At 65.1% G+C, this 23,473-nt stretch carries 22 protein-coding genes; 2 read left to right on the forward strand and 20 right to left on the reverse strand.

The annotated features are described in order from the left end of the window. Nucleotides 1-68 precede the first annotated feature (68 nt). The 8 genes from GGD65_RS17325 to GGD65_RS17360 all read right to left on the reverse strand — a co-directional run bounded on the left by GGD65_RS17325 (nucleotide 69) and on the right by GGD65_RS17360 (nucleotide 9,967). On the reverse strand, nucleotides 69-875 hold the full coding sequence (locus GGD65_RS17325; RefSeq protein WP_183236011.1) for an enoyl-CoA hydratase/isomerase family protein: 807 nt from the start codon (nucleotides 873-875) through the stop codon (nucleotides 69-71). A 29-nt stretch (nucleotides 876-904) separates the two neighbouring features. Next, the gene (locus GGD65_RS17330; RefSeq protein WP_183236012.1) at nucleotides 905-2,449 is read right to left on the reverse strand and encodes an AMP-binding protein; all 1,545 of its coding nucleotides are present in this window, start codon (nucleotides 2,447-2,449) and stop codon (nucleotides 905-907) included. After that, the gene (locus tag GGD65_RS17335; protein WP_183236013.1) at nucleotides 2,442-2,960 is read right to left on the reverse strand and encodes a (2Fe-2S)-binding protein; all 519 of its coding nucleotides are present in this window, start codon (nucleotides 2,958-2,960) and stop codon (nucleotides 2,442-2,444) included. The genes GGD65_RS17330 and GGD65_RS17335 overlap by 8 nt, the downstream gene beginning before the upstream one ends. Beyond that, nucleotides 2,957-3,772 (reverse strand): xanthine dehydrogenase family protein subunit M, encoded by an 816-nt coding sequence (locus GGD65_RS17340; RefSeq protein ID WP_183236014.1) that lies wholly within the window; start codon nucleotides 3,770-3,772, stop codon nucleotides 2,957-2,959. Before GGD65_RS17340 ends, GGD65_RS17335 begins: the two co-directional genes overlap by 4 nt. Then, entirely contained in the window at nucleotides 3,769-6,777 is a 3,009-nt protein-coding gene (locus GGD65_RS17345; protein WP_183236015.1) for a molybdopterin cofactor-binding domain-containing protein, read from the reverse strand. The genes GGD65_RS17340 and GGD65_RS17345 overlap by 4 nt, the downstream gene beginning before the upstream one ends. A gap of 143 nt (nucleotides 6,778-6,920) precedes the next feature. Then, on the reverse strand, nucleotides 6,921-7,760 hold the full coding sequence (locus GGD65_RS17350) for a helix-turn-helix transcriptional regulator (protein ID WP_183236016.1): 840 nt from the start codon (nucleotides 7,758-7,760) through the stop codon (nucleotides 6,921-6,923). Nucleotides 7,761-7,884: 124 nt separating this feature from the next. Next, a complete protein-coding gene (locus tag GGD65_RS17355) occupies nucleotides 7,885-9,318 on the reverse strand; it encodes a UbiD family decarboxylase (protein ID WP_183236017.1) in 1,434 nt (477 codons plus the stop codon). Nucleotides 9,319-9,346: 28 nt separating this feature from the next. Further along, nucleotides 9,347-9,967, reverse strand: coding sequence for a UbiX family flavin prenyltransferase (locus tag GGD65_RS17360; RefSeq protein WP_183236018.1), 621 nt, complete (start codon nucleotides 9,965-9,967; stop codon nucleotides 9,347-9,349). Between the two features lie 173 nt (nucleotides 9,968-10,140). On the opposite strand from GGD65_RS17360, the gene GGD65_RS17365 reads away from it, so the two are divergent. Next, a complete protein-coding gene (locus GGD65_RS17365; RefSeq protein ID WP_183236136.1) occupies nucleotides 10,141-11,109 on the forward strand; it encodes a LysR family transcriptional regulator in 969 nt (322 codons plus the stop codon). A gap of 211 nt (nucleotides 11,110-11,320) precedes the next feature. After that, a complete protein-coding gene (locus tag GGD65_RS17370; RefSeq protein WP_183236019.1) occupies nucleotides 11,321-12,361 on the forward strand; it encodes a tripartite tricarboxylate transporter substrate binding protein in 1,041 nt (346 codons plus the stop codon). A gap of 129 nt (nucleotides 12,362-12,490) precedes the next feature. Here the strand turns inward: GGD65_RS17370 and GGD65_RS17375 are convergent, their stop codons facing one another. The 12 genes from GGD65_RS17375 to soxC form a co-directional block, all read right to left on the reverse strand. After that, entirely contained in the window at nucleotides 12,491-13,540 is a 1,050-nt protein-coding gene (locus tag GGD65_RS17375; RefSeq protein WP_179731193.1) for a LacI family DNA-binding transcriptional regulator, read from the reverse strand. Further along, nucleotides 13,537-14,181 (reverse strand): ThuA domain-containing protein, encoded by a 645-nt coding sequence (locus GGD65_RS17380; protein ID WP_028143575.1) that lies wholly within the window; start codon nucleotides 14,179-14,181, stop codon nucleotides 13,537-13,539. The genes GGD65_RS17375 and GGD65_RS17380 overlap by 4 nt, the downstream gene beginning before the upstream one ends. Nucleotides 14,182-14,191: 10 nt before the next feature. Continuing rightward, on the reverse strand, nucleotides 14,192-15,289 hold the full coding sequence (locus tag GGD65_RS17385) for a Gfo/Idh/MocA family protein (protein WP_179731195.1): 1,098 nt from the start codon (nucleotides 15,287-15,289) through the stop codon (nucleotides 14,192-14,194). A 22-nt stretch (nucleotides 15,290-15,311) separates the two neighbouring features. After that, nucleotides 15,312-16,160 carry a carbohydrate ABC transporter permease gene (locus GGD65_RS17390; RefSeq protein WP_179731197.1) on the reverse strand — a complete coding sequence of 283 codons (849 nt, stop codon included), beginning with the start codon at nucleotides 16,158-16,160 and terminating at the stop codon, nucleotides 15,312-15,314. Continuing rightward, nucleotides 16,153-17,094: a carbohydrate ABC transporter permease gene (locus GGD65_RS17395; RefSeq protein ID WP_018316058.1), complete on the reverse strand. Its 942-nt coding sequence runs from the start codon at nucleotides 17,092-17,094 to the stop codon at nucleotides 16,153-16,155. Before GGD65_RS17395 ends, GGD65_RS17390 begins: the two co-directional genes overlap by 8 nt. 2 nt (nucleotides 17,095-17,096) lie before the next feature. Continuing rightward, entirely contained in the window at nucleotides 17,097-18,356 is a 1,260-nt protein-coding gene (locus tag GGD65_RS17400) for an extracellular solute-binding protein (protein WP_183236020.1), read from the reverse strand. A 154-nt stretch (nucleotides 18,357-18,510) separates the two neighbouring features. Continuing rightward, nucleotides 18,511-19,596 carry a YeeE/YedE family protein gene (locus tag GGD65_RS17405; protein WP_183236137.1) on the reverse strand — a complete coding sequence of 362 codons (1,086 nt, stop codon included), beginning with the start codon at nucleotides 19,594-19,596 and terminating at the stop codon, nucleotides 18,511-18,513. Nucleotides 19,597-19,702: 106 nt separating this feature from the next. Next, a complete protein-coding gene (locus GGD65_RS17410) occupies nucleotides 19,703-20,143 on the reverse strand; it encodes a DsrE family protein (protein ID WP_183236021.1) in 441 nt (146 codons plus the stop codon). An 8-nt stretch (nucleotides 20,144-20,151) separates the two neighbouring features. Next, nucleotides 20,152-21,057 (reverse strand): S9 family peptidase, encoded by a 906-nt coding sequence (locus GGD65_RS17415; protein ID WP_183236022.1) that lies wholly within the window; start codon nucleotides 21,055-21,057, stop codon nucleotides 20,152-20,154. A 14-nt stretch (nucleotides 21,058-21,071) separates the two neighbouring features. Continuing rightward, the gene (locus GGD65_RS17420; protein WP_409362745.1) at nucleotides 21,072-21,536 is read right to left on the reverse strand and encodes a hypothetical protein; all 465 of its coding nucleotides are present in this window, start codon (nucleotides 21,534-21,536) and stop codon (nucleotides 21,072-21,074) included. Next, nucleotides 21,533-22,225: a c-type cytochrome gene (locus GGD65_RS17425; protein WP_246783319.1), complete on the reverse strand. Its 693-nt coding sequence runs from the start codon at nucleotides 22,223-22,225 to the stop codon at nucleotides 21,533-21,535. Before GGD65_RS17425 ends, GGD65_RS17420 begins: the two co-directional genes overlap by 4 nt. Beyond that, on the reverse strand, nucleotides 22,209-23,471 hold the full coding sequence (gene soxC, locus GGD65_RS17430; RefSeq protein WP_183236024.1) for a sulfite dehydrogenase: 1,263 nt from the start codon (nucleotides 23,469-23,471) through the stop codon (nucleotides 22,209-22,211). The genes GGD65_RS17425 and soxC overlap by 17 nt, the downstream gene beginning before the upstream one ends. Nucleotides 23,472-23,473 lie beyond the last annotated feature (2 nt).

Consider the following 23,473-nt stretch of genomic DNA (forward strand, 5'->3'; position numbering starts at 1 on the left):
ACCCTCCCCGTTTGAATAGGACCGCGGTCCGCGCCATTGCGAACCGCGGCAGCTTGTTGCGTCGCGTATCAGCGACCGGCGAATTTCGGCGGACGCTTGGCGTTGAAGGCCTCGACGCCTTCCCTGAAATCTTCCGACTGGCGCAGACGGCTGTAGCAATGGCCTTCGAGCTCGATGGCGATGGCGAGCGTCGAATCCTCGGTGTCGTTCAGGAGTTTCTTGGCGGTGCGCTGCGCCAGCGGCGAGAAGCTGCGGAGCTCGTTGACGAGCTTGCCCGTCGCCTTCTCCAGTTCGGAATCGGGCACGCATTCGGTGGCGATGCCCCACTCCAGCGCCTGCTTCGCCGAGATGCGCTTGGAGCGCATCACGATGTCCTTGGTGCGGGTGATGCCGACCATCTTCTGCAGCCGCGCCGACCCGCCGGAGCCCGGGATCTGGCCGAGCTTCTGCTCGGGCAGCGCGTACTGCGTGGTCTCCGAGGCGATACGGAAGTCGCAGGCCAGCGACAGCTCGAAGCCAACGCCGAAACAATAGCCGCGATTGGCGACGATGACAGGCTTGGCGCAACGCGCCGGCGCGGCGATGTTCCAGGCGAGCTTGGAGACGTGCTCGGGGCTCGCTTCCATGAAGCCTCCGATATTGCCGCCGCTCGAGAAATGCTCGCCCTCTCCGCGCAGCACGATGATGCGCACGCGCGGATCCTCATCGAGAGTCTCGAAGGTCAGCCGGAGCTGGTCGCGCTGCGGCATCGCCACAACGTTGTAGGGCGGACGTCCCAGGATGATGTCCGCGCGCTCATGCGCCTCATCGATCTCGACCTTGAACCCATCGAGCTTGGCGAGTCGAGGATCGGCAAAAGTATAGGGTGACGGCATTTTCGCTTCCTTCTGTTGATGCGTGACGATCAAGCGGCGTCCGATGGCGGCCGGCGCTCGGTCTCGTATTCTCCGGCGACGAGCAGGCGCCGCAGCAGCTTGCCGACCGGCGATTTCGGAATCGCGTCGACGAAGACGTAGCGGCGTGGCCGCTTGAAGTTGGCGAGGCCCGAGGTGCGGCAGAACTTCTCCAGCTCGCTCTCGGAAACGTTGCGATTGCGCTTGACGAAGGCGGCGACGATTTTGCCCCACTTCTCGTCGGCGACACCGACCACGGCGACCTCGTCGACGGCCGGGTGCAGCGACAGGCAGCTCTCGATCTCGACCGGCGAGACGTTCTCGCCGCCGGTGATGATCATGTCGTCGACGCGGCCCGTGACGAACAGGTCGCCGTCCGGATCGATAAAGCCGGTGTCGCCGGTGAAATACCAGCCCTCGCGCAGCGACTTTGCGTCGGCCTCGGGACGACGCCAGTAGCCCTCAAAGGCCTCGTCGCCGGCGAGCGTGGCAATGATCTCACCCTCCTCGCCCACCGCGGCAAGCTCCGCCACCGAACGCGCGCCGATGCGCACGACCTTGACGTGCTGGTTAAGCCCGGCCTTGCCCGCCGAGCCGGGTTTTGCCGTAGCGTTCTGATCGATCGTGAAGGTGTAGATCTCGGAGCTGCCGTAATGATTGACGAACAGCTCCGGCCTGAAGGCCTCGTTCAGCTTCTTCAGCAGGCCATCCGTCATCGAGGCGCCGGCAAAGCCGAGCTTGCGCACGCTGGAGACGTCGGTCCGGGCAAAGGCCTCGTGATGGACGAGATCGTGATAGAGCGTCGGCACCAGATAGAGATTGGTGATCCCTTCCCGCTCGATCAGCTCCAGCGCCTGGCAGCTGTCATAGCGCGGCAGGCAGATGAAGCTGCCGCCGATCAGCGACATCGCGAGCAACGAGCGGACGCCCATGGTGTGGTAGAGCGGCATCACGCCGAGCGTGCGCTCGCCGCGGCCGTAGAGATTTTGCGCGACGTGGGCGATCGCCGCGGCACGCTCGGCGCGATGACGCCGCGGCACGCCCTTCGGCCGCGAGGTTGTGCCCGATGTGTAGAGCATGATGGACCAGGCATCAGAGTCGACGCACGGCTCGGCGTCGAGCGCGCTGCCCCTGATCAGATCGGCAAAGCCGACCGCCTCGCCTGTGCCCGGATCGACCGACACGCGTAGCAGCCGGCCAGCGAGCGCCGAACCCCGCACCGCCTCGGCAGAAACATCCTGGTAGAAAACCGCGCGGGCTTCGGCGTTCTCGATGCAGAAGTCCAGCTCGTCGGCCTTGGCGCGCCAGTTGATCGGGGTGATTACGAGTCCTGCGAACTGGCAGGCCCAATGCAGCGTCGCGGCCTCCCAGCGGTTTTGCAGCAGCGTGACGACGTGGTCGCCGGGTTTGAGGCCCAGGCGGCCGAAGGATGCGACCAAAGCAGAGATCTTGTCGTACCATTGCCGGTAGGTCAGGCGGAGATCGCCATCGACCAGCGCAATCGCGTTGGGGTCGCGCGCGACGCTGGCCATGAAGCTGCTGGCGAGATCAAGCATCTGACGTCTCTTTTTTCGATGAAGCGAGCTGGGCGGCGGCTTCGAGGGCCGCCTGGACGATCGGCGTGTAGCCGGTGCAGCGGCACAGATGCCCGCTGAGGAGATCGCGAATCTCCGCCTCGGTCGGCGCCGGGTTCCTGGCGAGATAATGATCGAGCGACATCAGGATGCCGGCGGTGCAGAAGCCGCACTGGAGCGCGTGGTGACGGCGGAAGGCCTGTTGCAGTACGCCGAGACGATCGGCCGCGGGTGCAAGCCCTTCAACCGTCCTGATCTCGCAGCCATCGACCTGCGCCGCCAGCGTGAGGCAGGAACGGGTCAGCATGCCGTCGACGACGACCGTGCAGGCGCCGCAGACGCCGTGCTCGCAGCCGACATGGGTGCCGGTGGCGCCCAATCGGTGGCGCAGGAAATCGGACAGCAGCGTCCGAGGTTCGGCTTCCCCCGCGACGGGCTCGCCATTCAGCGAGACGTGGATGGGATGGCGGGCGTCGGATTTGAAACGGGTCATCGCAGAACCTCGCCGATCAGATCGCGGCCGATCATGCGCACGAGGTCGCGGCGATAGCGCGCGGTGGCATGGACGTCGTCGCGGGCGCCGAGCTCGTAGGCAAAGGCGTTGAGGGCATCGTCGACCGCGCTGCCCTCGAGTCGCGGCCAGTCCCGCGCGGTCGGGACGTCCGCAACGCCACCGACCGCGAGGCGGACGCCGGATGGCGTCTTCATCGCGGCGCAGGCCACAATGGCAAAATCGCCGTGCCGGCGTGCGACCTCGCGGAACGCGAAGCGAGATCCATTGATGACCGGAAGCGAGATGCCTTCGATCAGCTCGTCGTCGCTGCGCGCCGTCAGCATCATCCCGGCGAAGAAATCCTTGGCCGCGACGCGGCGACGGCGCCTGGCACTGCGCAAAAGTACCTCGCCGCCGAGCGCGACCAGCGCGAGCGGCATCTCGGCGCTGGGATCGGCATGCGCGAGCGAGCCGCAGATGGTGCCGCGGCTGCGGGTCTGCATGTGACCGACGCAGGGCAGCGCCAGCGCCACCAGCGGCAATGCCTCGGCCAGATCCGGCCAGGCCAGCAGATCGGCCTGGCGCACGCCGGCACCGATGACGACGGCATCGGCTGTCCGCTCGATCTTGCGTAGCTCCCGGATCCGCATGATGTCGATCAGAAGCTTCGGCTTGGCGAGGCGCATGTTGAGCATCGCCATCAGCGACTGTCCGCCGGCGAGCACACGGGCATCGCCGCCTTGTTGCGCCAGCCCGTCGAGGACTTCGCCGACGGTTTCGGCGCGGAGATAGTCAAATGCGGGCGGCTTCATCGGCGCCCCCCGAACCGGCCGGCGACCTTCGTCAGCAGAGCCAACAGCGAGAAGCCGCCCGAGGCACCACCGCCGCCGGCCTTGCGGGCGAGCGCTGCGAAGAACTGGCTGATGATCACCCGCGTCGCGCCGTCGAGCAGCCGGCCGCCGATGCTTGCGATCTTGCCGCCGATCGCGGCGTCATAGCTGTAGGTCAGCTTCGTCCCGCCGCTGCCGTCGGGCGCGAGTGTGACGCGCCCCTCAGCGCTGCCGAAGCCGAGCGCGCCGGTGGCGCCGCCGCGCAAGGTGACCGCGCACGGCGGATCGAGATCGAACAGCTCCACGTCGGCGCGATAGCGCCCGGTGACGGGTCCGATGCCGAGCGTGACATCCGCGCGGAAATGCGTCTCGGTGATCTTGTCGACGCGCTGGCAGCCGGGAATGATCGATTGGAGCGTGGCGGGATCGAGCAGCATGGCCCAGACCTGCTCGGGCGTCCCCCTCACCGAGGCCTGCCCTTCGCCGCGGAGCCGCCGATCTGCTTCGCGCGCGGGCGCCGCGGCCACGCCATCCGCGGGAGGCGGCGGCTCGGCGCCGCGCACCAGCTCGGCAAGCCGGGCAGGCACCAGAGGCAACGTGATGTCGGCAATACCGAGCGCATCCGCGACCGCGTTGGCGAGGCAGACCGGCGTCGACATGCAATTGCCTTCGCCAACGCCTTTCGCGCCGAGTGGCGTGAACGGCGATGGCGTCTCCATGTGGAAGATCTCGGGCTCCGGCACCTCGGTGGTGGTCGGCAGCAAATAGTCCGCGAGCGTTCCCGTGAGGAAACTGCCGTCCTCGGCGTAGGCATATTCCTCGTAGAGCGCGGCACCGAGCGCCTGGGTGAAGCCGCCACGGATCTGGCCATTGACCATGCCGAGATGGAGGATGGTGCCGCAATCGTGCATGGTGACGTAGCGGTCGATCCGCGTCTGCAGAGTAATGCGGTCGATCTCGACGCCGCAGAAGTCGAAGATGAAGCCATGGCACAGCGAGGAGTTGATGCGGTCGTCCTCGCCGGGCGGCGTCAGCTCCGGCGGTGTCCAGAACACGGTCTCACGAATGGTCTGGCCGGCATCGTCAGGCAGCGATCCCGGCGACCAATGACTGAGCGCTGCGACACGCGAGAACGAGATCCGGTTCTCCGGATTGTGTTTTGAGGCCACGAAACCTTTCGCGAACTCGATGTCCGCGGCCTCGACGTTGAGCTGACTGGCAGCAATACGGGCGAGACGGCCGGCGACGCGCTCGGCCGCGATCTTGGCGGTGCCCGCCACCGCCGCAGCAAAACGGCTGGCATAGTTGCCCGACGCGATCGACCAGGCGTCCTTGGCAGTGTCGATCTCGGTGTTGACGCGGATGTCTTTCGGCTCAAGGCCGAAGACGTCGGCGACCACCTGCGACAGCACGGTGCGATGGCCCTGCCCCTGCGGCACGGAGGCGACGTGAACGGTGACGCTGCCGACCGGATCGAGGCCGACAGTGGCGGTCGCCTGCGCCCCGTTCTTCGGCCCGGCCTTGCGGCGCTCGGCGGCAGTTAGCACCGTTGTGATGTAACCCATATTGGAGACGCTGGGCTCCACCACCGCCGTGAAACCGATCCCGTAGAGACGCCCCTCTGCCCGCGCAGCGTCGCGCCGCGCCTTCAGTTCCGCAAGCCTGCCCTGCTCGACCGCGCGCGCGATCGCGTCCTGGTAGTTGCCGGAATCGAGCAACGCGCCGGTTGCGGTACGATAGGGAAAGGCACCTGCCTCGATCAGATTGCGCTCGATGACATCGAGCGGATCGAGACCGAGCCCGATCGCGATGCGCTGCACCAGGCGTTCCAGCGCGAAATAGACCTGCGGCCCGCCGAAGCCGCGGTTGAGGCCGGTCGGTGTCTTGTTGGTGACGACGACGCGGTTGCGGATCCTGACGTGGCCGATGTCGTAGGCCCCCGTCATGTTGCCGTGCATGCGGTAGAGCGTGGCGGGCTCGGGCGCGCGCAGATGCGCGCCGCAATCCTCGACCTGGTCCCAGTCGAGCGCGAGAATCTTGCCGTCGGCCGCAACCGCCGCGGCCAATGTCGTCGCGCGGTTGGTCGCTGACACCGACGCGGTGAGATGCTCGAGCCGGTCCTCGATCCACTTCACCGGCCGGCCCGTGACGCGCGCAGCAGCCGCGATCAGAACGATGTACGGAAACACGCCCTGCTTGACGCCAAAGCTGCCGCCGGAATCCGGCGGCGTGCGCAGCCGCAGCCGATTGCCCGGCACCTTCAGTGCACGCGCAATCACGGTGTGAATGCTGAACGGCCCCTGAAAATTCGCGAGAACCTCAAAGGCATCCTCGCCGGCATCATGCGAGGCGACGACGCCATAAGTCTCGATCGGCGTGCAGGAGTTACGGGGATAGCGGATGTCGATAGAGAAGCGATGCGGCGCATCCGCAAACGCTTTTTCAGGATCGCCGTAGTGGAACGCGCGGTCGCTGGCGAGATTGCCGGGAAAACCGTCGTGCAGGACCGGTGCACCCGGTGCTATCGCCCCGAGCGGGTCGACTGTGGCCGCTCGCGGGCGATACGCGACATTGATGAGTTCGGCCGCATCTTCGGCGCGGGCACGATCAGTCGCCACGATCACGGCGACCGGCTCGCCGACATAGCGCACGCGCTCGACCGCAATCGGCCAGCACTCGACCGGCGCCTTCACGCCGACGACGAGACTTGTGGTGACCGCCTTGATCTGCTCGCCGGTCAGGACCGCGGCAACGCCCGGCAGCCGCCTGGCCGCTTCAACGTCGATCGAAACAATATCGGCGTGGGCGTGCGGCGAGCGCAGGATCGTCGCATGCAGCGTGCCGGGCTGGACGCCGAGATCGTCGATGAAACGGCCGCGACCGCTGAGCAGCGCGGCATCCTCGACGCGCTCGATTGAACGCCCGACCCACGGCTTGTCGTCACCCTGATCAACCGAATTTGCGGATTGAACCGCGGCCTGCACCATGTCCCGGCATACCTCCCGACGCGTTCTCTGACGCGACGGCGACGTTTGTCAGGACAGGAGGCGCGAGGGCCATACCGCCCGCTCTCACGACTTACCAAATCGTCTCATTCGAGAGCGTGCAGCGCAATATCAACCCGCAAGGATCAGCCCGCGAGGCGCGAGACGTTGCGAAACTCGCGCGGGCTGACACCGGCATGATCGCGGAAGAAGCGCGTGAAATGCGCAGGCTCCGGAAAACCAAAGCGCTCGCTGAGCTCGCCGAGCGGCGTGTCCTCGCGCATCACCGCGTCGAGCGCGCGCTCCATGCGGACGACGTTGAGGTAAAGCTTTGGCGAAACGCCGAGCGAGGTCTCGAACAGGCGGAAGAACTGCGCGCGCGACAGGCCCGCGCCCTTCACGAACTGATCGACGTTGGCGTAGGAATCGTTCACGCGCATCGCGTCCATCGCGCGGCGGATCCGCCAGTCGCAGCTCACCGCGCTCATGCCGCGGATCGAGGTCGGAAAGCTGCGCCAGGGCGTGAAGCGCTCGATCACCGTGATCATGAGGTCCGAAAGGGTCTGCTCGTGGGTTCGCACCGCATCGGGATTCGCCATCATTTCGGCCGCAAGATGCAGCGTGAGTTGCCGAATGCGCGGCGAGACTTCGCCCGAGGGCCGCTCGAAAAAGCCCGGCGCGCCACTCGCGGCCCATCCGGGCCGGAACTCCTTCAGCCATTCCGGCTCGATATAGAGCGCCATGATGAGCGTGCGCGGGCGATTGACGTCATGCACATAGGCATGCGGCTTCCAGCCGTCGACCAGAACGGCGGCCGTGTCCGTCAGCGGCGTGACCTGGTCGCCGACCAGAAACTGGGTGTCGGCGCCCTCGATCTTGAGCAGGACGTGGCAGTGATGATGAGCGTGGCGGACCAGCGAACGGTCCATGTCGAGCAGAGCGACCCTGCCGAAAGCGCCATGAGCGATGCGCAGGGCCGTCGACATCAGTTTCTTCCTCCCGGCGTTGTGCCGCAAAATGGTTGCCTTGCTGGTGCGGCATTATAGGCCGCCCCAGCTACATATTCCAACGGCGCAAACGGACGCAAGCCGCTTCCGGGCAGCAACCCGCTCACATCCGCGTCTCCGCAAGAAGGCGCGCGACCGCAGCGCCCGGATCGGCCTGCAGGGCTGTCGTCAAGTCGACGTCCTCCTCGCCCTTGACGCGGATGCGCTTGAAGGCGAGCTCGGACGCCCTGACCGGCGCGGTCGCGTCGAGGCCCATCTTGGCGCCGATACCGTCATCCGTGGTCGGATCGAGTTTCGAGCCGAGCGCGCCGGCGACGACCATGAGATCGCGGTCGGCCTGGAAGCGCGTCGCCACCGCCCATTCGATCTCCTCGGAGGAAGAGATATCGACATCCTTGTCGACCACAACCACCTGCTTGATGTCGTAATGCGCGCCGAAGGCGCACATCATGACGTTCTTCGGCTCGCCGTCATTGGTCTTGTCCAATTTGATCGCGAGATGGTAGCGGCAGGTGCCGCCGCGCGTGAGGCGAACATCGAGCACGGTCGGGAAGCTGCGGCGCAGATGCTGGAGCAGCGTCGCTTCGCGCGGCACGCCGCCGAGAATCAGGTGCTCGAAGCCGCCGCCGACGATGGTATGGAAGATCGGCTTGGCGCGATGTGTGATGGCATCGACTTCGATCACCTCGCGAATGGCGCGCGGGCCGTAATATTGCGGGAATTCACCGAACGGTCCCTCCGGCTCGCGTACGCCTTGCAGGATTCGTCCTTCAATCACGATCTCCGCATGGGCGGGAACGCGAACCGAATTGGTGCGACATTTGACGACTTCCACGGGCGAGCCGAGCAGCGCGCCCGCAATCGCCATCTCGTCCTCGTCAAGCGCAGCAATCGCCTGCGAAGCCAGCAGCAGCGCCGGATGCGCGCCGATGACGATAGCGATCTCCAGCGCCTGGCCCAGCTCCTCCGCGAGACGATAGTAAGAGAAAGTGTGCCGCGGCAGTAGCAGAACGCCGATACGATTCCTGCTGCTGACCTGACAACGATGAATCGAAACGTTCTGAACGCCGGTCCTCGGATTGCGGGCGATCAGCAGGCCGGCCGTGATATAGGGACCGCTATCGCGTTCATTGTGCTTCGGCACTGGAAGCTGTCGGAGCAGATCGACGTCGTCGTGAACGACCTCTTGCACTGGACCGTCGGGAACCTCGCGGGTCGGCAGCGGATTGCTTGCGGCAGCAAGGAATCGTGGCAGCAACTGGTCCTCGGTGACGCCGATGGAATCGGCGACCCAATCACGGCCGGCAAACAGGTTGGCGATGACGGGGATCTCGTGCCCGTCGGGGCGCGGGAACAGCACCGCGCTGTCGCGCTCCAGCCGCTTCGCGATGGCGGCGAGTTCATCGGTCAGCGCAATGCCCTCGCGGGCAATCGCGAGCTTGCCGCGCTCGGCGAGGTAAGCGAGCCAGGCACGCAGATCGGCCGGTGCGTTCGTGCTCTTCGCCGAATTTTGCCTCGCCGAATTTTGCATTCGCATATGACCTATCTCTCCTCGAGCGTTCGGGTCAGGGCGCGATCTTGCGCAGCGACGGCGAGCGGCGCTTGAGCGCTTCGTCCTCGCCCCAGCGGCGCACCACGCCGATATCGATATCGAAGAGGTCGAGCACCCGGCCGACGGTGTGCTCGACCATGTCGTCGAGATTCTCGGGTTTTGCGTAGAAGGCGGGCACAGGTGGCGCGATGATCGCGCCCATCTCTGATAGCGCCGTCATCGTCCTGAGATGCCCGGTGTGCAGCGGGGTCTCGCGCACCATCAGCACCAGGCGCCGGCGCTCCTTGAGCACGACATCGGCGGCGCGGGTCAAAAGCGTCGTGGTGACGCCCGAGGCGATCTCGGACATCGAGCGCATCGAGCACGGCGCCACGATCATGCCGGCGGTACGGAACGAGCCGCTCGAGATTGCCGAAGCCATGTCGTCGATCGCATGGCTGACATTGGCGAGCGCCCTCACCTCCGCGATCTTCAGGTCGGTCTCGTAGGCAAAGGTCTGCTCGGCCGTCTTCGACATCACCAGGTGAGTCTCGACGCCGGCATTGCGCAGGAGTTGCAGCAGGCGCACGCCATAGGTGACGCCCGAGGCGCCGGAAATGCCGATGATCATCCGCTTGGGCGCTGCGTGCTGCATATGTCTGATTTCGCTCCCGTAGGCACGTACCCTCGAGGTCACGTAGCCGGCCGCAAAACTAGGCAATCTCTGCCATCACAACAAATAATGATTGATTATATCGTTCATCATCAGAGATGATGGATCGCGAGCGAGTTGGCGAACGAAGGACTAGCGTCGTGGAACTCAGGCAGATGCAATATTTCCTGTGCCTGGCCGATGAAAAGAACGTCACGCGGGCCGCGCGCCGGCTCAACATCGTGCAGCCGGCGCTCAGCATGCAAATCGCCAAGCTCGAGGCCGAGCTCGGCCAAAAGCTGTTCGACCGCAGCGTCCAGGGCATGACGCTGACCAGCGCCGGCGAGGCGCTGGTGCGGCTGACGGCGCCGATCGTGCGCGATGCGGAGTATGCGCGCCAGGAGATGGCCCAGGTCGGCGGGCGGATTTCGGGCCGCGTCGCGGTCGGCCTCATCACCTCCGTCGCGCAGAGCACGATGGCGAGCTCGTCAGCGACTGTCGCGCGCCGCTATCCCGAGATCATCCTCTCCGCGTGCGAAGGCTACACCGAAACGCTGGTCGACTGGGTCAACAGCGGCCAGCTCGATTTCGCGCTGATCAACGTGCCGCGCCGAAGGACGCCGCTCGCCGCACATCACATCATGGACGAGGAAATGGTGTTCGCCTGCCGCAAGGACGGCTCGATCAAGCCGCCCGCAAAACTGCGCTTCGACCACATCGCGAATTTCGATCTGGTGCTACCATCGAAGCGCCACGGACTGCGGCTGATCCTCGATGAGCACGCCGCAGCCCTCGGCATCGACCTGCGGCCGCGCCTGGAGCTCGACACGCTGCCCGCCCTCTGCGACGTGATCGCGACCACCGACTTCGCGACCGTGCTGCCGACCATCGCGCTCCGGCAGTCACTGGCAAACGGAACCATTCGAGCCCATCGTTTCGACGCGCAACGGATCGTTCGCTCGATCGCCTGGGTGCATCACCCGCGGCGAGCGGTCTCGGTTGCGGCCAAGGCCGTGCTGGACGTCATCAGCCACGATCTGGCGCAGGCCGCGGCGGTGGCAAAGGAGTTGGCTGAACCTGGCTCCGGCGGCGCAGCCTCGTCATCCCGCAAGCGGCGTCGCAAGGCTGGGAAGATGATTTCCTGAATTCCGAACGCTCATTCGGACAAGATGTCGCGCCCGTTGCAAAATGAGACGGGTTGGTAAGTTTCGAGACGAGCCGGCATGACGGTCACGTCAAGCCGCTAACTACGGTCCAGGCGCAGAAAATCGCGGCCTGGCGCTCCTCCCGGACATTCTTGTCACGGACGCTCCCAAGGCTTGCAGAACAAGACACGGTCGGGAGATTCAGTCCGCGATGGCAAGGTTCGGTCACAGCAAGATCACGGACGGCACAGCGCCGCGCGTTGAAGGATTTCACCCTGACCGCAGGTCTTTGCTCTCGCTCGGCCTGGGCGCAGCTCTCTCCGCCACCGGGCTGCGTCCTGCGCAAGCGCAAGACTACCCCGCACGTCCGATCCAGGTGCTCGTGCCCTTCGCAGGCGGCAGCGCCAGCGACGTCATCACGCGCATCCTCCTTAACCGCATGTCGGCGTCATTGGGACAGGCCTTCGTGGTCGACAATCGCCCCGGAGCCGGCGGCAATATCGGTACCGCGGCCGCTGCACATGCCGCCCCGGACGGCTACACGCTGCTGATGAGCACCTCCGGCCCACTGGCCGCGAACCGATCATTGTACAAGGAGCTGCCCTACGATCCGCTGAAGGATCTTGCCCCGATCGGGCTGTTTGCCACGCTGCCGAATGTCATTGTGATCAATTCGAGGCTGCCGCCAAAATCGCTGCGCGAGCTGATCGAGTACACCAAGGCGCGCCCGCGGGAGCTGAACTACGGGACGGTCGGAGTCGGCTCGTCGCAGCACCTCGCTGCCGCCTATTTCGAGCAGCTCACGGGCACCGAGATAACCCACGTTCCTTATCGCAACATCGCCGCTTACACGCCGGACTTCATCGCGGGCCAAGTCCCGCTGGGCTTCCAGCTCTTGCCGAACGTCATCGGTCTGATCAGGAGCGGCGACGCGCGCCCGCTCGCGGTTGCCAGCGACAAACGCATGACGGCGCTGCCGGACGTGCCGACCGCGGCCGAGGCTGGCCTGAAGGATTACGAGAGCGCGGCGTGGCTTGCCCTGCTCGCGCCCGCGGGCACCGGCACCGCCGTTATCGACAAGCTCTATGCCGCCATGATCGAAGCCATGAACGATCCGAAGGTGCGTACCCTCCTGGGGGAGCAGGGCGCCGAGCCCCTGGTAATGGACCCCCGAGGTCTTAAGGATTTCATGACCGCGGAAACCAAGAAATGGGCCGGGATCATCAAGAAGATCGGCATCGAGCCGATGTGACTTACAGCTTTTGGGTAGTCGTCAGCCGCTTCCGCGTGATCCGCTATCCGCGCTCTGCTCGCCCAAAGCTCGCTCGCTGACCGGCCCGCGCCTGGCTCAACGCTGCGGCGCTCGCGGTATGAGCTCGCGTTACGGCAGATTGTCCCGCAGAAAAATGTCGATGCGGATGCGCTCCTGGTCGGCGCTGATTGGCTCGCCCGAACAGTGCGCGAGCAGAATGCGTGCCGCGGAGCGCGCCTCGTGCCCGGGATCCTGATTGATCACGGCATCGAGGGTGCCGCGAACCAGGAAACGCCGTGTGTATTGGGTCAGCTCATGGGTAATCCAGACCACTTCGCGAGCGCGGCCCGAAGCCTCGAGCGCATCGGCGATGCCGCGGTTTCCGGCACCGCAGCAGTATATGCCGCGAAGATCTGCATGGCGCGCCAGCAGCGCGGCCGTGAGCTCCCGTGTGCGATCGCTGTCGTCGCGGCCCTCGATGACCGGCAGCGCGGGCAGGTTTGGATACTCGCTGGACAGGATCTGGTGGAAACCGAACTGCCGTTCGGTGTGATCGCGCAGCGACAGCGACCCCGCGATCACCGCGACCGTCCCCTCGCGCCCGGCGAGGAAGCGCCCCATCAGCGTCGCGGCAGTGCGGCCTGCGGCGGGATTGTCGATGCCGACATAGTGCAGGCGGCGCGAGCTTGGCGCGTCCGACACGAGGGTCACCACGGCGACCCCGCGTCCGACGAGCTCGTCGATCGCGGCCCGAACCCTGGGATGATCGAGCGCGATGACGGCAACACCCTGGTAGGCCGGCGACAGGGTCTCCAGCGCGCCGGCAAGCACATCCGCATCGAACACATCGACATGGAGAATGTCGATGAAGCCGCGCTGGCCGGCGAGCCAGTCCGCGGTGCGCAGGACCTGCTCGCTCAGATTGGTCATGAAGCTGTTGCTGCCGGTCGGCAGCACGAAGGCGAAGCGGAATGTTTGCCCACGGGCGAGCCGCGCGGCCGCGACGTCGGCGCGATAGCCGAGTTTTGCCACCGCGGCCTCGACACGCGCGACGGTCTTGGCGCGCACGCCCTCGCGCCGGTTGACGACTCGATCGACGGTCGCAAGCGAAACGCCGGCCGCACGCGCGACGTCCTCGAGCGTGGCACGAATCACCGGCTGCGTCGCCCCACCCGTCATTCGCGCGCCGCCCACAGCATGCCGCGGGTCATCAGTGTCCGGATCTCCGGCACGTCGAGCTCGTAGGCACGGTGGCCGAGCGAGGAATAGAACACCCTGCCCGCGCCGTAGCGCTTCTTCCAGACCACGGGCATCACCACACCCTCGATCCACGGCGCGTGTTCGCCGGTGAAGGTCGTCGTCGCCAGCACCTCGTTGGCGGGGTCGACATGCATGTAATACTGCTCGGAACGATGTTCGAAACTGTTCAGGCCCTTCATGATGGGGTCATCCGGCTTCGTCAAGTCGACCTTGTAGTCGATGATGTTGCCGGGATGGGCAACCCACTGCCCGCCGCACATGAATTGGTAGTCGACCGAATCGCGGAACGCATCGCACATGCCACCATGATGACCGGCGAGCCCGACGCCGCTCCGCACCGCCGCGCAGAGATTGAGCGCTTCCGCCTTCTCGATCTTCGACATCGTGTAGATCGGGATGATCAGCGACATGTCGTGGATCGCGGGATCGGCGAATGCCGCCGTCGTCGTCTCGATCCGCACCTCGAAGCCTTCCGCCCTCAGCCAGCCGCGAATCATCGAGGCGCAGAGATCCGGATCGTGTCCCGGCCAGCCGCCCCATACAATCATTGCCTTGCGCATGGTCATTCCCTCAGTCGATCTGTCCCGTTTCACGTCCCGCCGGCAGCATCGCCGGCCGCTCGACGCTGCTCTCGATCTTGACGCGGCGCCCTTCATCGGCGGAGGTCTGGAACGCCTCCATCACCTCCAGCACGTGGAACGCAAGCGCGCCGCTGGCGCGGTGCGGTCGGTTGTTCAGGATCGCGGACGCCATGTCGGCGACCCCGATGGAGCGGAACTCGCCTTCGACATGGCCGTGCGTCAATGGCATTGCTTCCCATTCGCCACCGGTCCTGGCGAGGTGCACCTCGCCGCCGAAGCGGTTCGGGTCCGGCACCTGCAGGCTGCCCTTGTCGCCATAGATCTCGATCGGCGCGTGCCGGTGCTTCGGTACATCAAAGCTCATCGCGATCGAGATGACCGCTCCGCTCTCGAATTCAAGCGTGCCCGCGACATGGGTCGAAACCTCGACCGGGATCAGCGTGCCGTTCATCGGCTGGCTGGTGACCAGGCGCTCCGATTTCGGCCGCGCGGTTGAGCCCATCACGCTCGCGACCGGGCCGAGCAATTGCACGAGATCGGTGATGTAGTACGGCCCCATGTCGAGCATCGGCCCGCCGCCGCGCAAGTAATAGAAGCCCGGCGCCGGGTGCCAGCGCTCATGGCCGGGGCAGCCGAAGAAGGCACTGCCCGCCACCGGCGTGCCGATCGCACCGTCGTCGATCAGCTTGCGGGCGGTCTGATGCCCGCCGCCAAGGAACGTGTCGGGCGCGCAGCCGACGCGCAGGTTCTTCTGTGCGGCGAGATCGATCACCTTGCGGGCTTCGGCGGCGTTGATGCCGAGCGGCTTCTCGGAATGGACATGCTTTCCGGCATTCAGCACTGCGAGACTGACATCCGTGTGTGCCAGCGGCACCGTGAGATTGATGACGACCTCGACGTCATCGCGTTTGAGTAATTGATCGACCCGCATCGCCGGCAGCCCGAAAACGGCACCCTGCCGCTCCGCGACTTCACTGCGCATATCGGCGAGCGCCCTGACCTCCATGACCGGGAAGCGTTGCGCCGCCTTGAGGTAGGCGGTGCTGATGACACCGCAGCCGATGATTCCAATTCCGACTTTTCTCATTGTGATCTCCGTAAGGGTCCATTCATCCCTTGACCGCACCCGCAGTGAGGCCGGCAACGATGTGCTTCTGCGCCAGAAGGAAGAGAATGATCGTCGGCAGGATGGTCAACGTGATGAAGGCCAGGATCAGGTGCCATTCGGACGAATACTCGCCCTGATAGACCATGATGCCGAGCGGCCAGGGATAGAGCGCATCCGTGTTGAGCATCACCAGCGGCAACAGATAGGCGTTCCAGCTGTTGACGAAGGTGATGGTCCCGACGGTCGCCAGGATCGGCCGCGACAGCGGCAGCGTCACATAGCGGAAGAACTTGATGTAGCTGCAGCCGTCGACCAGCGCAGCCTCGAGCAGTTCGTAGGGAATGTCCTTGAAGAACCGCCGCAGCAGCAGCACGCTCATCGCGAGGCTGAAGGCCACCTGCGGCAACGCAACGCCGAAATAGGTATCGAGCAGCCCGAGATCGCGCACCTTGATGAACAGCGGAAGCACCGCGGTCGCCGCCGGAAACAGCAGGCCGAGCGTGAGATAGCTCAGCAGCATCGAGCTGCCGTAGAACTTGACATGGGCAAAGGTGAACGCCGCCATCGATGCGGTGATCAGGGTCAACACCACCGCGAGCGAGGATATGATCAGCGAGTTGCGCAGGAGCTGCCAGTAGCGCGCGGAGAACAGGATGTCGGAGTAATTCTGCCATTCCCATTGACGCGGCAAACCGAACGGGTTGACGCGCAATTCGCCGAGCGATTTGAAACCGCCGAGCAACGTCGCGAGCAGCGGCACCAGCACGAAGATGGCCACGATGGCGAGGAACACGGCCTTGAACAGCACGGCAGGATCGACCGGGTTGCGGGAAATCTTCGCACTATTCATCGCGCATGAACCAACGCTTGTAGGTAAAGGCAAAGGTCACGCAGATCGCGAACAGGATGACGCCGATGGCGCTGCCATAGCCGACCCGCATGCGCGAGATGCCGTTGTTGTAGAGGAAGCTCACCATCGTGTTCGAGGAGTCCGCAGGCCCCCCGCGTGTCAGCGGCATGACGAGGTCGAACAGCTGCAGCGAGCCGACAATGGCGAAAAACACCGAGAGGCGGATCGTCGGATAGAGCAAGGGAATGACGACATGGCGCAGGGCTTGCAACCTTGTCGCCCCGTCGATGCGCGCCGCCTCGATCAGGCTCTTGTCGAGACTCTGGAGCGCCGCGATGAACAGCATCATGTGGAAGCCAAAATACTTCCACACGATCACGATCAGCACGGCCAGCATCGACGTATCGGTCGAGGCCAGCAAATGCGGCGGCTCGGCGCCGAAGCTGCGCCAGATCGAGGCGACGAGGCCGTAGTCGCCGTCATAGACGAAGCTGAAGATCAGCCCGGTCGCGATCTCGGCCAGGATATAGGGCATGAAGAACAGCATGCGCAGCGCCACCGACCCGCGAAAGCGTTCGGCGAGCATCAAGGCGAGCGTCAGCGCGAGCGGAAGCTGGATCGCGAGCGAGACCGCAATAATCAGCCCATTGTTGCGCAGCGCGAGCCAGAAGGCGCGCGTCTCCAGCACGAAGCGGTAATTGTCGAAGCCGATCCAGTTGGTCGGCCTGCCGAACCCGTTCCAATTGAAGGCCGAGTACCAGGCGGCCTCGCCGATCGGCAGCACCACGAACAGCGTGAACAGCAGCAGCGCCGGCGGCAGGAACAGGATCAGGACCGTGAAGCGGCCGTCCCAGGCCGGGCCGCGGACCGCGAGCGAAGAGAACGGTGTCCCCGCAACGCCAATCGCGGGCGAATTCGCGATACGCCGCGCCACCGTCAGTTGCCCTGCTTCCACGCCGCCTCGATCGCCTTCGCCGCATTCTGCGGGCTCATGCTGCCACCGGCGATCTCCGCGGTGACGTCGTTGACGACGCGGCCGACCGACGGACCAAGGCTCTGGTCATAGAAGTTCTGGTGGTAGTTCGACTTCGCCAGATTGGCCGCGATCAGCTTCATGAAGGCACTGTTGAGACCAGCGTCCGCGCCCTGCACCACCGGGATGATGAAGTTACCCGCCGCAAGCCGCGTCTGCACGTCCTTCGAGACGAAGTACTTCAGGAAATCGACCGCCTCCTTCGGCGAACCTTTCGTGACCAGCCAGCCGGTAATGCCGCCGAGCGTGTCGGTCGGCGCGCCCTTGCCGCCGGCCACCACCGGGAAGTCGAACCAGCAGATCTTGTCTTCGCTCAATCCGACCTTGTCGGCGGCGAGAGCGCGCTGCAAATGATAGACAGTGCTGATCGCGAGCGTCATCGCCGCCTTGCCGTCGCCGAAATAGCCGACGGCCTGCGGGTTCTTGAAGCCAAGGAAGCCATTCTGGAACGGCTGGAGATCGACGAGCTGCTTGAACAGCTCGCCGGATTTCTGGAAGGTCTCGCCGGCGAAGCCGCTGTCCTCGCCGCGCAATGCCGCGTCGAATGCCGGCTTGCCGCCGATGCGCACCGCAAGATGGGTCCAGTAGAAGTGCAATGGCCATTTGTCGGCGCCGCCCACCACGATCGGGGTCACACCGGCGGCCTTCAACGTCTTCACCGCCGCAAGCAGATCGTCCCAGCTCTTGATCCCGGCAGGATCGACTTTCGCCTTGGCCATCAGCTCCTTGTTGCAGAGGAAGCCGACCTGCGACAGCGCGGTCGGCAGACCATAAACGCGGCCGTTAGCGGTGAACGCGGCGAGCGCGGCCGGCGTGAGACTGTCGCTGTAACCCTTCACCTGTTCGGTGATGTCGTCGAGAACACCTGCCTCGATCTGGGTCTTCAGGACGCCGCCGGCCCAGCTGTAGATGATGTTCGGGCGATCCTTGGATTGCAGGATGGTCGGCAGCTTGGCCTTGTAGGCTTCGTTCTCGAGAAACTGCATCTCGACCTTGACGCCAGGATGGGAGGCCTCATAGGCGCGCGCGACCTCCTCCCAGATTTTCACCTGGGCCGGATTTGCCTCGATGTGCAGCCACTTTACGATCGTATCGGCTGCGGCGGCGTCGGCCAAGAGCAAGCATGCGGCAGCGGCGAGTCCCAGCTTCCGGAGCAGTCTCATCACATCTCCTCCCGACCGATCTTATTCTTTGCCGCGATCCTGCTCCCGATTTTTGAGGTACGCAACTAAAATTCTGATCTACGTACCTCAGAAGCAAGCACGCGCATTCGCCAATGCGCTCGATGTTGTCGTTAGCAATGCGACAATGTTGATTTCAGCCGCTCGCGGCCGGCAAGCCCGTCGTCTGCTGCGGCACGCCGGCGCGGTCGACAAGCAGATCCGTGAGTCCCGCCCCCAGCCACATGCCGCCGAGCACGAGCCAGGCGGTGAGTGCGAATACGGAGGCACCAGTCACGCCGGCGCCGACCGCGCAGCCGCCGGCAAGCATCGCGCCAAACCCCATCAGCACCGCCCCTAACAGGTAGCGCCGCATGCCGAGCCCGTCCGAAAATCCCTCAAGCTTAAGTTCATGTGCGCGCGCCGCGGCCAGAAACGAGCCGAGGAATACGCCGGGGACGATGCCGAGGTCGAAGCCGAGCCGAAGCTGCGCGCTGTTGATCACCAGCATCAAGAGCTCGGCCGACGGACGGCTGAAGGTGAGGCTCTTCAAGGTCACCGGCGCGAAGGAAGCCTGCGACAGTTGGTAGGTGAAGAGCCAGCCGGCGACGACGGCCGTTCCGGTCGCAATCGCGGCAAGGATCAGCCGGCGCGGCAACCGGCTGCGAAAGGCGAAGGCCAGCCCCGCAATCAGCCACAAACCTCCGAATGCAAGCTTCTCGGGCGTGCCGGCACCGAACATGGCCATGATGTCGCGCGACGGACCGCCATCGACCAGCCACAGGTTGGTCACCCATTCACGGGCGGGCGACAGCAGGCCGCGATAGGAGGCTTGCGCGGTCACCGCAAACACCAGCCCCGACAACAACGCCCGGAGATTGCCATTGGCCGAGAGCACCAGCAGCCGGCTGGCGCAGCCCCGCGCCAAAATCATCCCGCAACCGAACATCACACCGCCCAGGAGAGCGCCGGAGATGCTGCCCTGCTGCGCGAGCTGGCGCGCCTCGGATATGTCGAGCCAGCCGAGCGCGACCAGGCCTTGCGTACCCACCAGCGCCGCGGCAAAAGTCAGGAGCCAGACGGCAAGGCGCGGCCCGCCCTCGCCTCGGGAAAATTCGACCGCCGCGGCACGCAGACAGAAGCGGCTGCGCTGCGCGAAGAACCCGAACAGACCTCCGACCATGAGGCCGCCGAACCATGACAGCGGATCTTCACCCAAGAGATCGATGATCGGCGTCAGCACGTCCGCCTCGGCTGTTGCTGCGAGCATGCAATTCTAGCGATCGCGTCGTCGCGTCCCATGAGCCAGATCAAAGCTCGACGTCGCAGGATGCCGGAACACAGCGGCCTCAGGGGTGCAAATAGGCAAATCCCTGCTGTTGGAACTCGACGAGCCGCACCACGCCCTTCTCGGCCACCACGAAACCGGGCGTGAGATCGTCCAGCTTGACGCCCTGCGCCTTCATCGTGTTGGCGCAGGCATCGAAGCCGACGCCGGCATCGACGAGCTTCGTCATCATCGCAACGGTGTGGTCCTGCGCCGCGAGCGCGTGGAAGGCACGCAGCGCCGGTCCGTGCACGACCAGCCTGATGTCGGCCTTGCCGGGTCCACCGACGCCGTCGACATGGTTCTGCAGATTGCCCAGAACAAAGACGACACGATCGGCATCGGCCAGATGATAGACGACGCGCTGTCGCGCGGCCGTTTCCGTCGCCGCCGACGCCTGGCGCACCGCGAACGCACCAAACAGCCCGGCAAGGCTCGCGCCAAGCATGGATCGACGCTGCATGGTCCCTCCTATCGTGCCTGCTTGATGAACTCGGCGATTCGATCGGCAACGTCTTCCGCGAACAGGTCGCGGAAGAAATGATCGGCATCCTCGATCTTGTCGAGATGCACCCTGCCCCCGCTCGAACCGGCAAGCGACGTGAAGGCGGCCGCCACGTCGGGCACGACGGTGTCCTTGGTCGCGGCGAGCACCAGCACCGGCAGCTTCACGCGCGCCACCAGCGCGGCCGTGTCCTGGCCGGCATCGGGACCGTAGAATGACGCAAAGGCCCGCGCGAAAACCACGGCATTGCGGCAATAGACGAAGCCCGGCACGTCCATCCACTCCCCGCCCCGGCCCGCCGCAACCGCTTTCGTCGCCAGCTCCAGAACCGGCTCGAGCGGCTTGCCATAGGTCTTGGCATAGGAGGCGCGCAGATCGGCCTCGGCTTTTGCGGTCACCGGCGCCAGCAGCACCCCACCCGCCACCGGCGAAGTCTCGTTCGCTGCAAGATACCGCGCCACCTGGTTGCCGCCGCGCGAATGGCCGAACGCGAAGACGAGCCGGGACATGCCCCTCGCCCGCGCGACCCAGGCGCCGATCTCCGCGACTGCATCCTCAACGACATAATCATGCCGTGCGGTACAATCGTACATGCCTTTGCGGCGATCGAGCCCCAGCGACAGCGTGTGGGCGAGCGAAGCGATGCCGCGCTGCTCAAGCGCCTTGGCAACGCCCTGAATGACCTCCATGTCCTTGTGCGCGAGCGTGCCGTGGGTCATTACGACGAGCGGCGTGTCCGGTGTCATCGCGGCTGGCGTGCGCAGTGTCGCGAGCGTGGTGCGGCCGTCGACCGACAATTCGAGCTCCTGTTCGGCCGCATATGCGGACCCTGCGAACGCGAGCAAGGCGGTCAGTCCTATCAACCATCGCATCAGCGGCTTTCTCCTCAGGGCCGGACAATCGTCCAGTTCTTCTCCGCCAAATCCATCAGCGCGGCAACCCCGACCTGCGTGACGCTGACGCCCTCAATCAGCGGCGGCCGCTTGTCCTCCTTCGTCGCCAGCGTCTCCAGCGTGTTGCCGCAAGCGATGAAGCTCACATTGGGCATCGATTTCAGGAAGTTCGCCAGGCGCTCCTTCACCGGCGAGCGGTCCTGAAGCAGCATGTCGAGGCCGCCGTTGAAGGCAACCACTGCGATTTCGACGTCCTCGCCCTGCCCCGAATAATGCCGCGAGACGTTGGCCGCAACATCGAGCACGGCGCGCATCTTGACCGGGTCGTCGTCGCTGATCTGCAGCGCGAGCCTGTGGGGTTCGGCCGCCTGGGCCACGGCCGGATGGATTACGATGAGCGAGCCAACAGCGAGAGCCGCATGCAGCAGCGCGCGGCGGCTCGCCCGGCCGTGTCTCACTCCACGCCCCGCGACTTCTTCTCCTTGCCGTCCTCGGGCGTCACGTCGATGGCGGCAGCGCGCCCCGTGATCTTCACCGGGGCAATGCAGTTCTTCATGCAGGGGTCTTTCTGCCAGAACGACTTCTCGCTGGTGGCGCGGTCGTCCATCACGAACCCCTGCTCGTTCGGCATCTTGATCGTCGCAAGGGTCTTCTTGTTCAGCTCGAAGTTCTGATCGGTGACGACGTCGTTCAGATAGAGGACGTAAGCGACCAGCGCATAATATTCATCGACGGACAGGGATCCCGTATTGCCATAAGGCATAGCGTGACGGACGTAGTCAAACACGGTGGACGCGTAGGGCCAGTACGAGCCGACCGTCTTGACCGGGTTGTCAGACGTCAGTGAGCCCTTGCCGCCGGCCAGCACCGGCCAGCGGCCGTTGCCCTCGCCGAACTCGCCGTGGCAGGACGAACAATTGTCCATGAACAGCTTTTCGCCCTGCATGGCCGTGCCCTTGCCTTCCGGCAGGCCCTGACCGTCGGGCCGCACGTCGATATCCCAGCCGTGGATCTCGTCCGCGGTCGGCGCGCGGCCAATGTGATAGCGTGGACCGCTCTTGGCGTCCGCCTTCTGCTGCGCGAGCGCCGGCACGCTCAGCGCGCATGCGAGCAGCGCGGCTGCAGTGAACTTAAGCGACTTCGACATTCTCGACCTCACCATTGGCCTGCACATGCCAGGTCTGGATGCCATTGTTGTGATAGATGGAGTTGACGCCGCGGATCTTGCGCAACTCCGCCTTGCTCGGCTGCGCGTAGCCGGTTTCGTCCTGCACGCGCGATTGCAGCAGCAGCGGCTCACCGTTCCAGTCGAACTCGTAGTAAAAACGCGTCAGCGCCTTGTCGAGAACGGGCCCGTCGAGCCGCGCCGGCCACCAATTTCGGCCGCCGTCGAGTGACACGTCCACGCGCTTGACCTTGCCGTTGCCGCTCCAGGCCAGACCCGAGACGATGGTAAAGCCTTTGCCGTGCTTGATCGGCGCTTGCGGGCTCGGGCTCGTGATCACGGACTTGGCGTCCATCGACCAGGTGAAGCGGCGCGCCTTGCCGTTCGGCATGAGGTCCGTGTATTTCGACGTCTCCTCGCGGGTGTGCCAGGGCTGGTCGCCGACCTTGATGCGGCGCAGCCACTTGACCCAGAGATTGCCCTGCCAGCCCGGCACCACGAGCCGCATCGGATAGCCCTGCTCGGGATAGAGCGCCTCGCCGTTCATCTTGTAGGCGATGATGCAGTCGTCGAGCGCTTTCTCGATCGGCAGGCTGCGGTCCATCGCCGCCGCGTCGGCGCCTTCGACCAGCAGCCACCTGCCGCTCGCCTTGACGCCGGCTTCCTCCAGCAGGGTGCGCAGCGAGACGCCGGTGTACTGCACGCAGTGGATCATGCCGTGGGTGAACTGGCAGCCATTGAGCTGGGCGCCGCGCCATTCCATGCCCGAATTCGCCGCGCATTCCATGAAGTGGATGCGGTTGACGCGCGGATAGCGCTTCAACTCCTCCAGGGTGAGAATGAGCGGACGCTCGACCAGCCCGTGGATCATCAGGCGATGATCGGCCGGATCGATCTCGGCGATGCCGCCGTGATGCCGCTCGAAACAGAGGCCGTTCGGGGTGATGATGCCTTCGAGCTCATGCAGCGGCGTGAAACTCACCGAGGATTCGCGCGAGGCGGTCAGCCATTCGACGTCGCGCCGGACGACGTCCTTCTCGAATTTCGACGGCTTACCATACGGACGCACCGCGACGCCCTCGCCGAGCGACTTGGTCCATTCCGGCACATTGGGCGGCTGGTTGGCGGGATTTCCGCCTGCGGCCGCCGGCCTTGCCAGCATCGAGGCTGCGACGCCGGCGCCGGCGGCCAGGAAGCTGCGACGGGATTGACTGTCCATCTTCGACATCG

It is taken from the genome of Bradyrhizobium sp. CIR18 (assembly GCF_014198295.1).
In the GTDB taxonomy this organism is placed as follows: domain Bacteria; phylum Pseudomonadota; class Alphaproteobacteria; order Rhizobiales; family Xanthobacteraceae; genus Bradyrhizobium.

Excerpts from the sequence above, each read along its gene's own strand:
- GGD65_RS17325 (WP_183236011.1), bottom strand. The coding sequence starts at position 875 with ATGCCGTCACCCTATACTTTTGCCGATCCTCGACTCGCCAAGCTCGAT.
- GGD65_RS17355 (WP_183236017.1), bottom strand. The coding sequence starts at position 9,318 with ATGCGAATGCAAAATTCGGCGAGGCAAAATTCGGCGAAGAGCACGAAC.
- GGD65_RS17360 (WP_183236018.1), bottom strand. The coding sequence starts at position 9,967 with ATGCAGCACGCAGCGCCCAAGCGGATGATCATCGGCATTTCCGGCGCC.
- GGD65_RS17335 (WP_183236013.1), bottom strand. The coding sequence starts at position 2,960 with ATGACCCGTTTCAAATCCGACGCCCGCCATCCCATCCACGTCTCGCTG.
- GGD65_RS17345 (WP_183236015.1), bottom strand. The coding sequence starts at position 6,777 with ATGGTGCAGGCCGCGGTTCAATCCGCAAATTCGGTTGATCAGGGTGAC.
- GGD65_RS17375 (WP_179731193.1), bottom strand. The coding sequence starts at position 13,540 with ATGACGGGTGGGGCGACGCAGCCGGTGATTCGTGCCACGCTCGAGGAC.
- soxC (WP_183236024.1), bottom strand. The coding sequence starts at position 23,471 with ATGTCGAAGATGGACAGTCAATCCCGTCGCAGCTTCCTGGCCGCCGGC.
- GGD65_RS17350 (WP_183236016.1), bottom strand. The coding sequence starts at position 7,760 with ATGTCGACGGCCCTGCGCATCGCTCATGGCGCTTTCGGCAGGGTCGCT.
- GGD65_RS17425 (WP_246783319.1), bottom strand. The coding sequence starts at position 22,225 with ATGTCGAAGTCGCTTAAGTTCACTGCAGCCGCGCTGCTCGCATGCGCG.
- GGD65_RS17390 (WP_179731197.1), bottom strand. The coding sequence starts at position 16,160 with ATGAATAGTGCGAAGATTTCCCGCAACCCGGTCGATCCTGCCGTGCTG.
- GGD65_RS17385 (WP_179731195.1), bottom strand. The coding sequence starts at position 15,289 with ATGAGAAAAGTCGGAATTGGAATCATCGGCTGCGGTGTCATCAGCACC.
- GGD65_RS17415 (WP_183236022.1), bottom strand. The coding sequence starts at position 21,057 with ATGCGATGGTTGATAGGACTGACCGCCTTGCTCGCGTTCGCAGGGTCC.
- GGD65_RS17365 (WP_183236136.1), top strand. The coding sequence starts at position 10,141 with ATGCAATATTTCCTGTGCCTGGCCGATGAAAAGAACGTCACGCGGGCC.
- GGD65_RS17400 (WP_183236020.1), bottom strand. The coding sequence starts at position 18,356 with ATGAGACTGCTCCGGAAGCTGGGACTCGCCGCTGCCGCATGCTTGCTC.
- GGD65_RS17410 (WP_183236021.1), bottom strand. The coding sequence starts at position 20,143 with ATGCAGCGTCGATCCATGCTTGGCGCGAGCCTTGCCGGGCTGTTTGGT.
- GGD65_RS17330 (WP_183236012.1), bottom strand. The coding sequence starts at position 2,449 with ATGCTTGATCTCGCCAGCAGCTTCATGGCCAGCGTCGCGCGCGACCCC.
- GGD65_RS17340 (WP_183236014.1), bottom strand. The coding sequence starts at position 3,772 with ATGAAGCCGCCCGCATTTGACTATCTCCGCGCCGAAACCGTCGGCGAA.
- GGD65_RS17370 (WP_183236019.1), top strand. The coding sequence starts at position 11,321 with ATGGCAAGGTTCGGTCACAGCAAGATCACGGACGGCACAGCGCCGCGC.
- GGD65_RS17380 (WP_028143575.1), bottom strand. The coding sequence starts at position 14,181 with ATGCGCAAGGCAATGATTGTATGGGGCGGCTGGCCGGGACACGATCCG.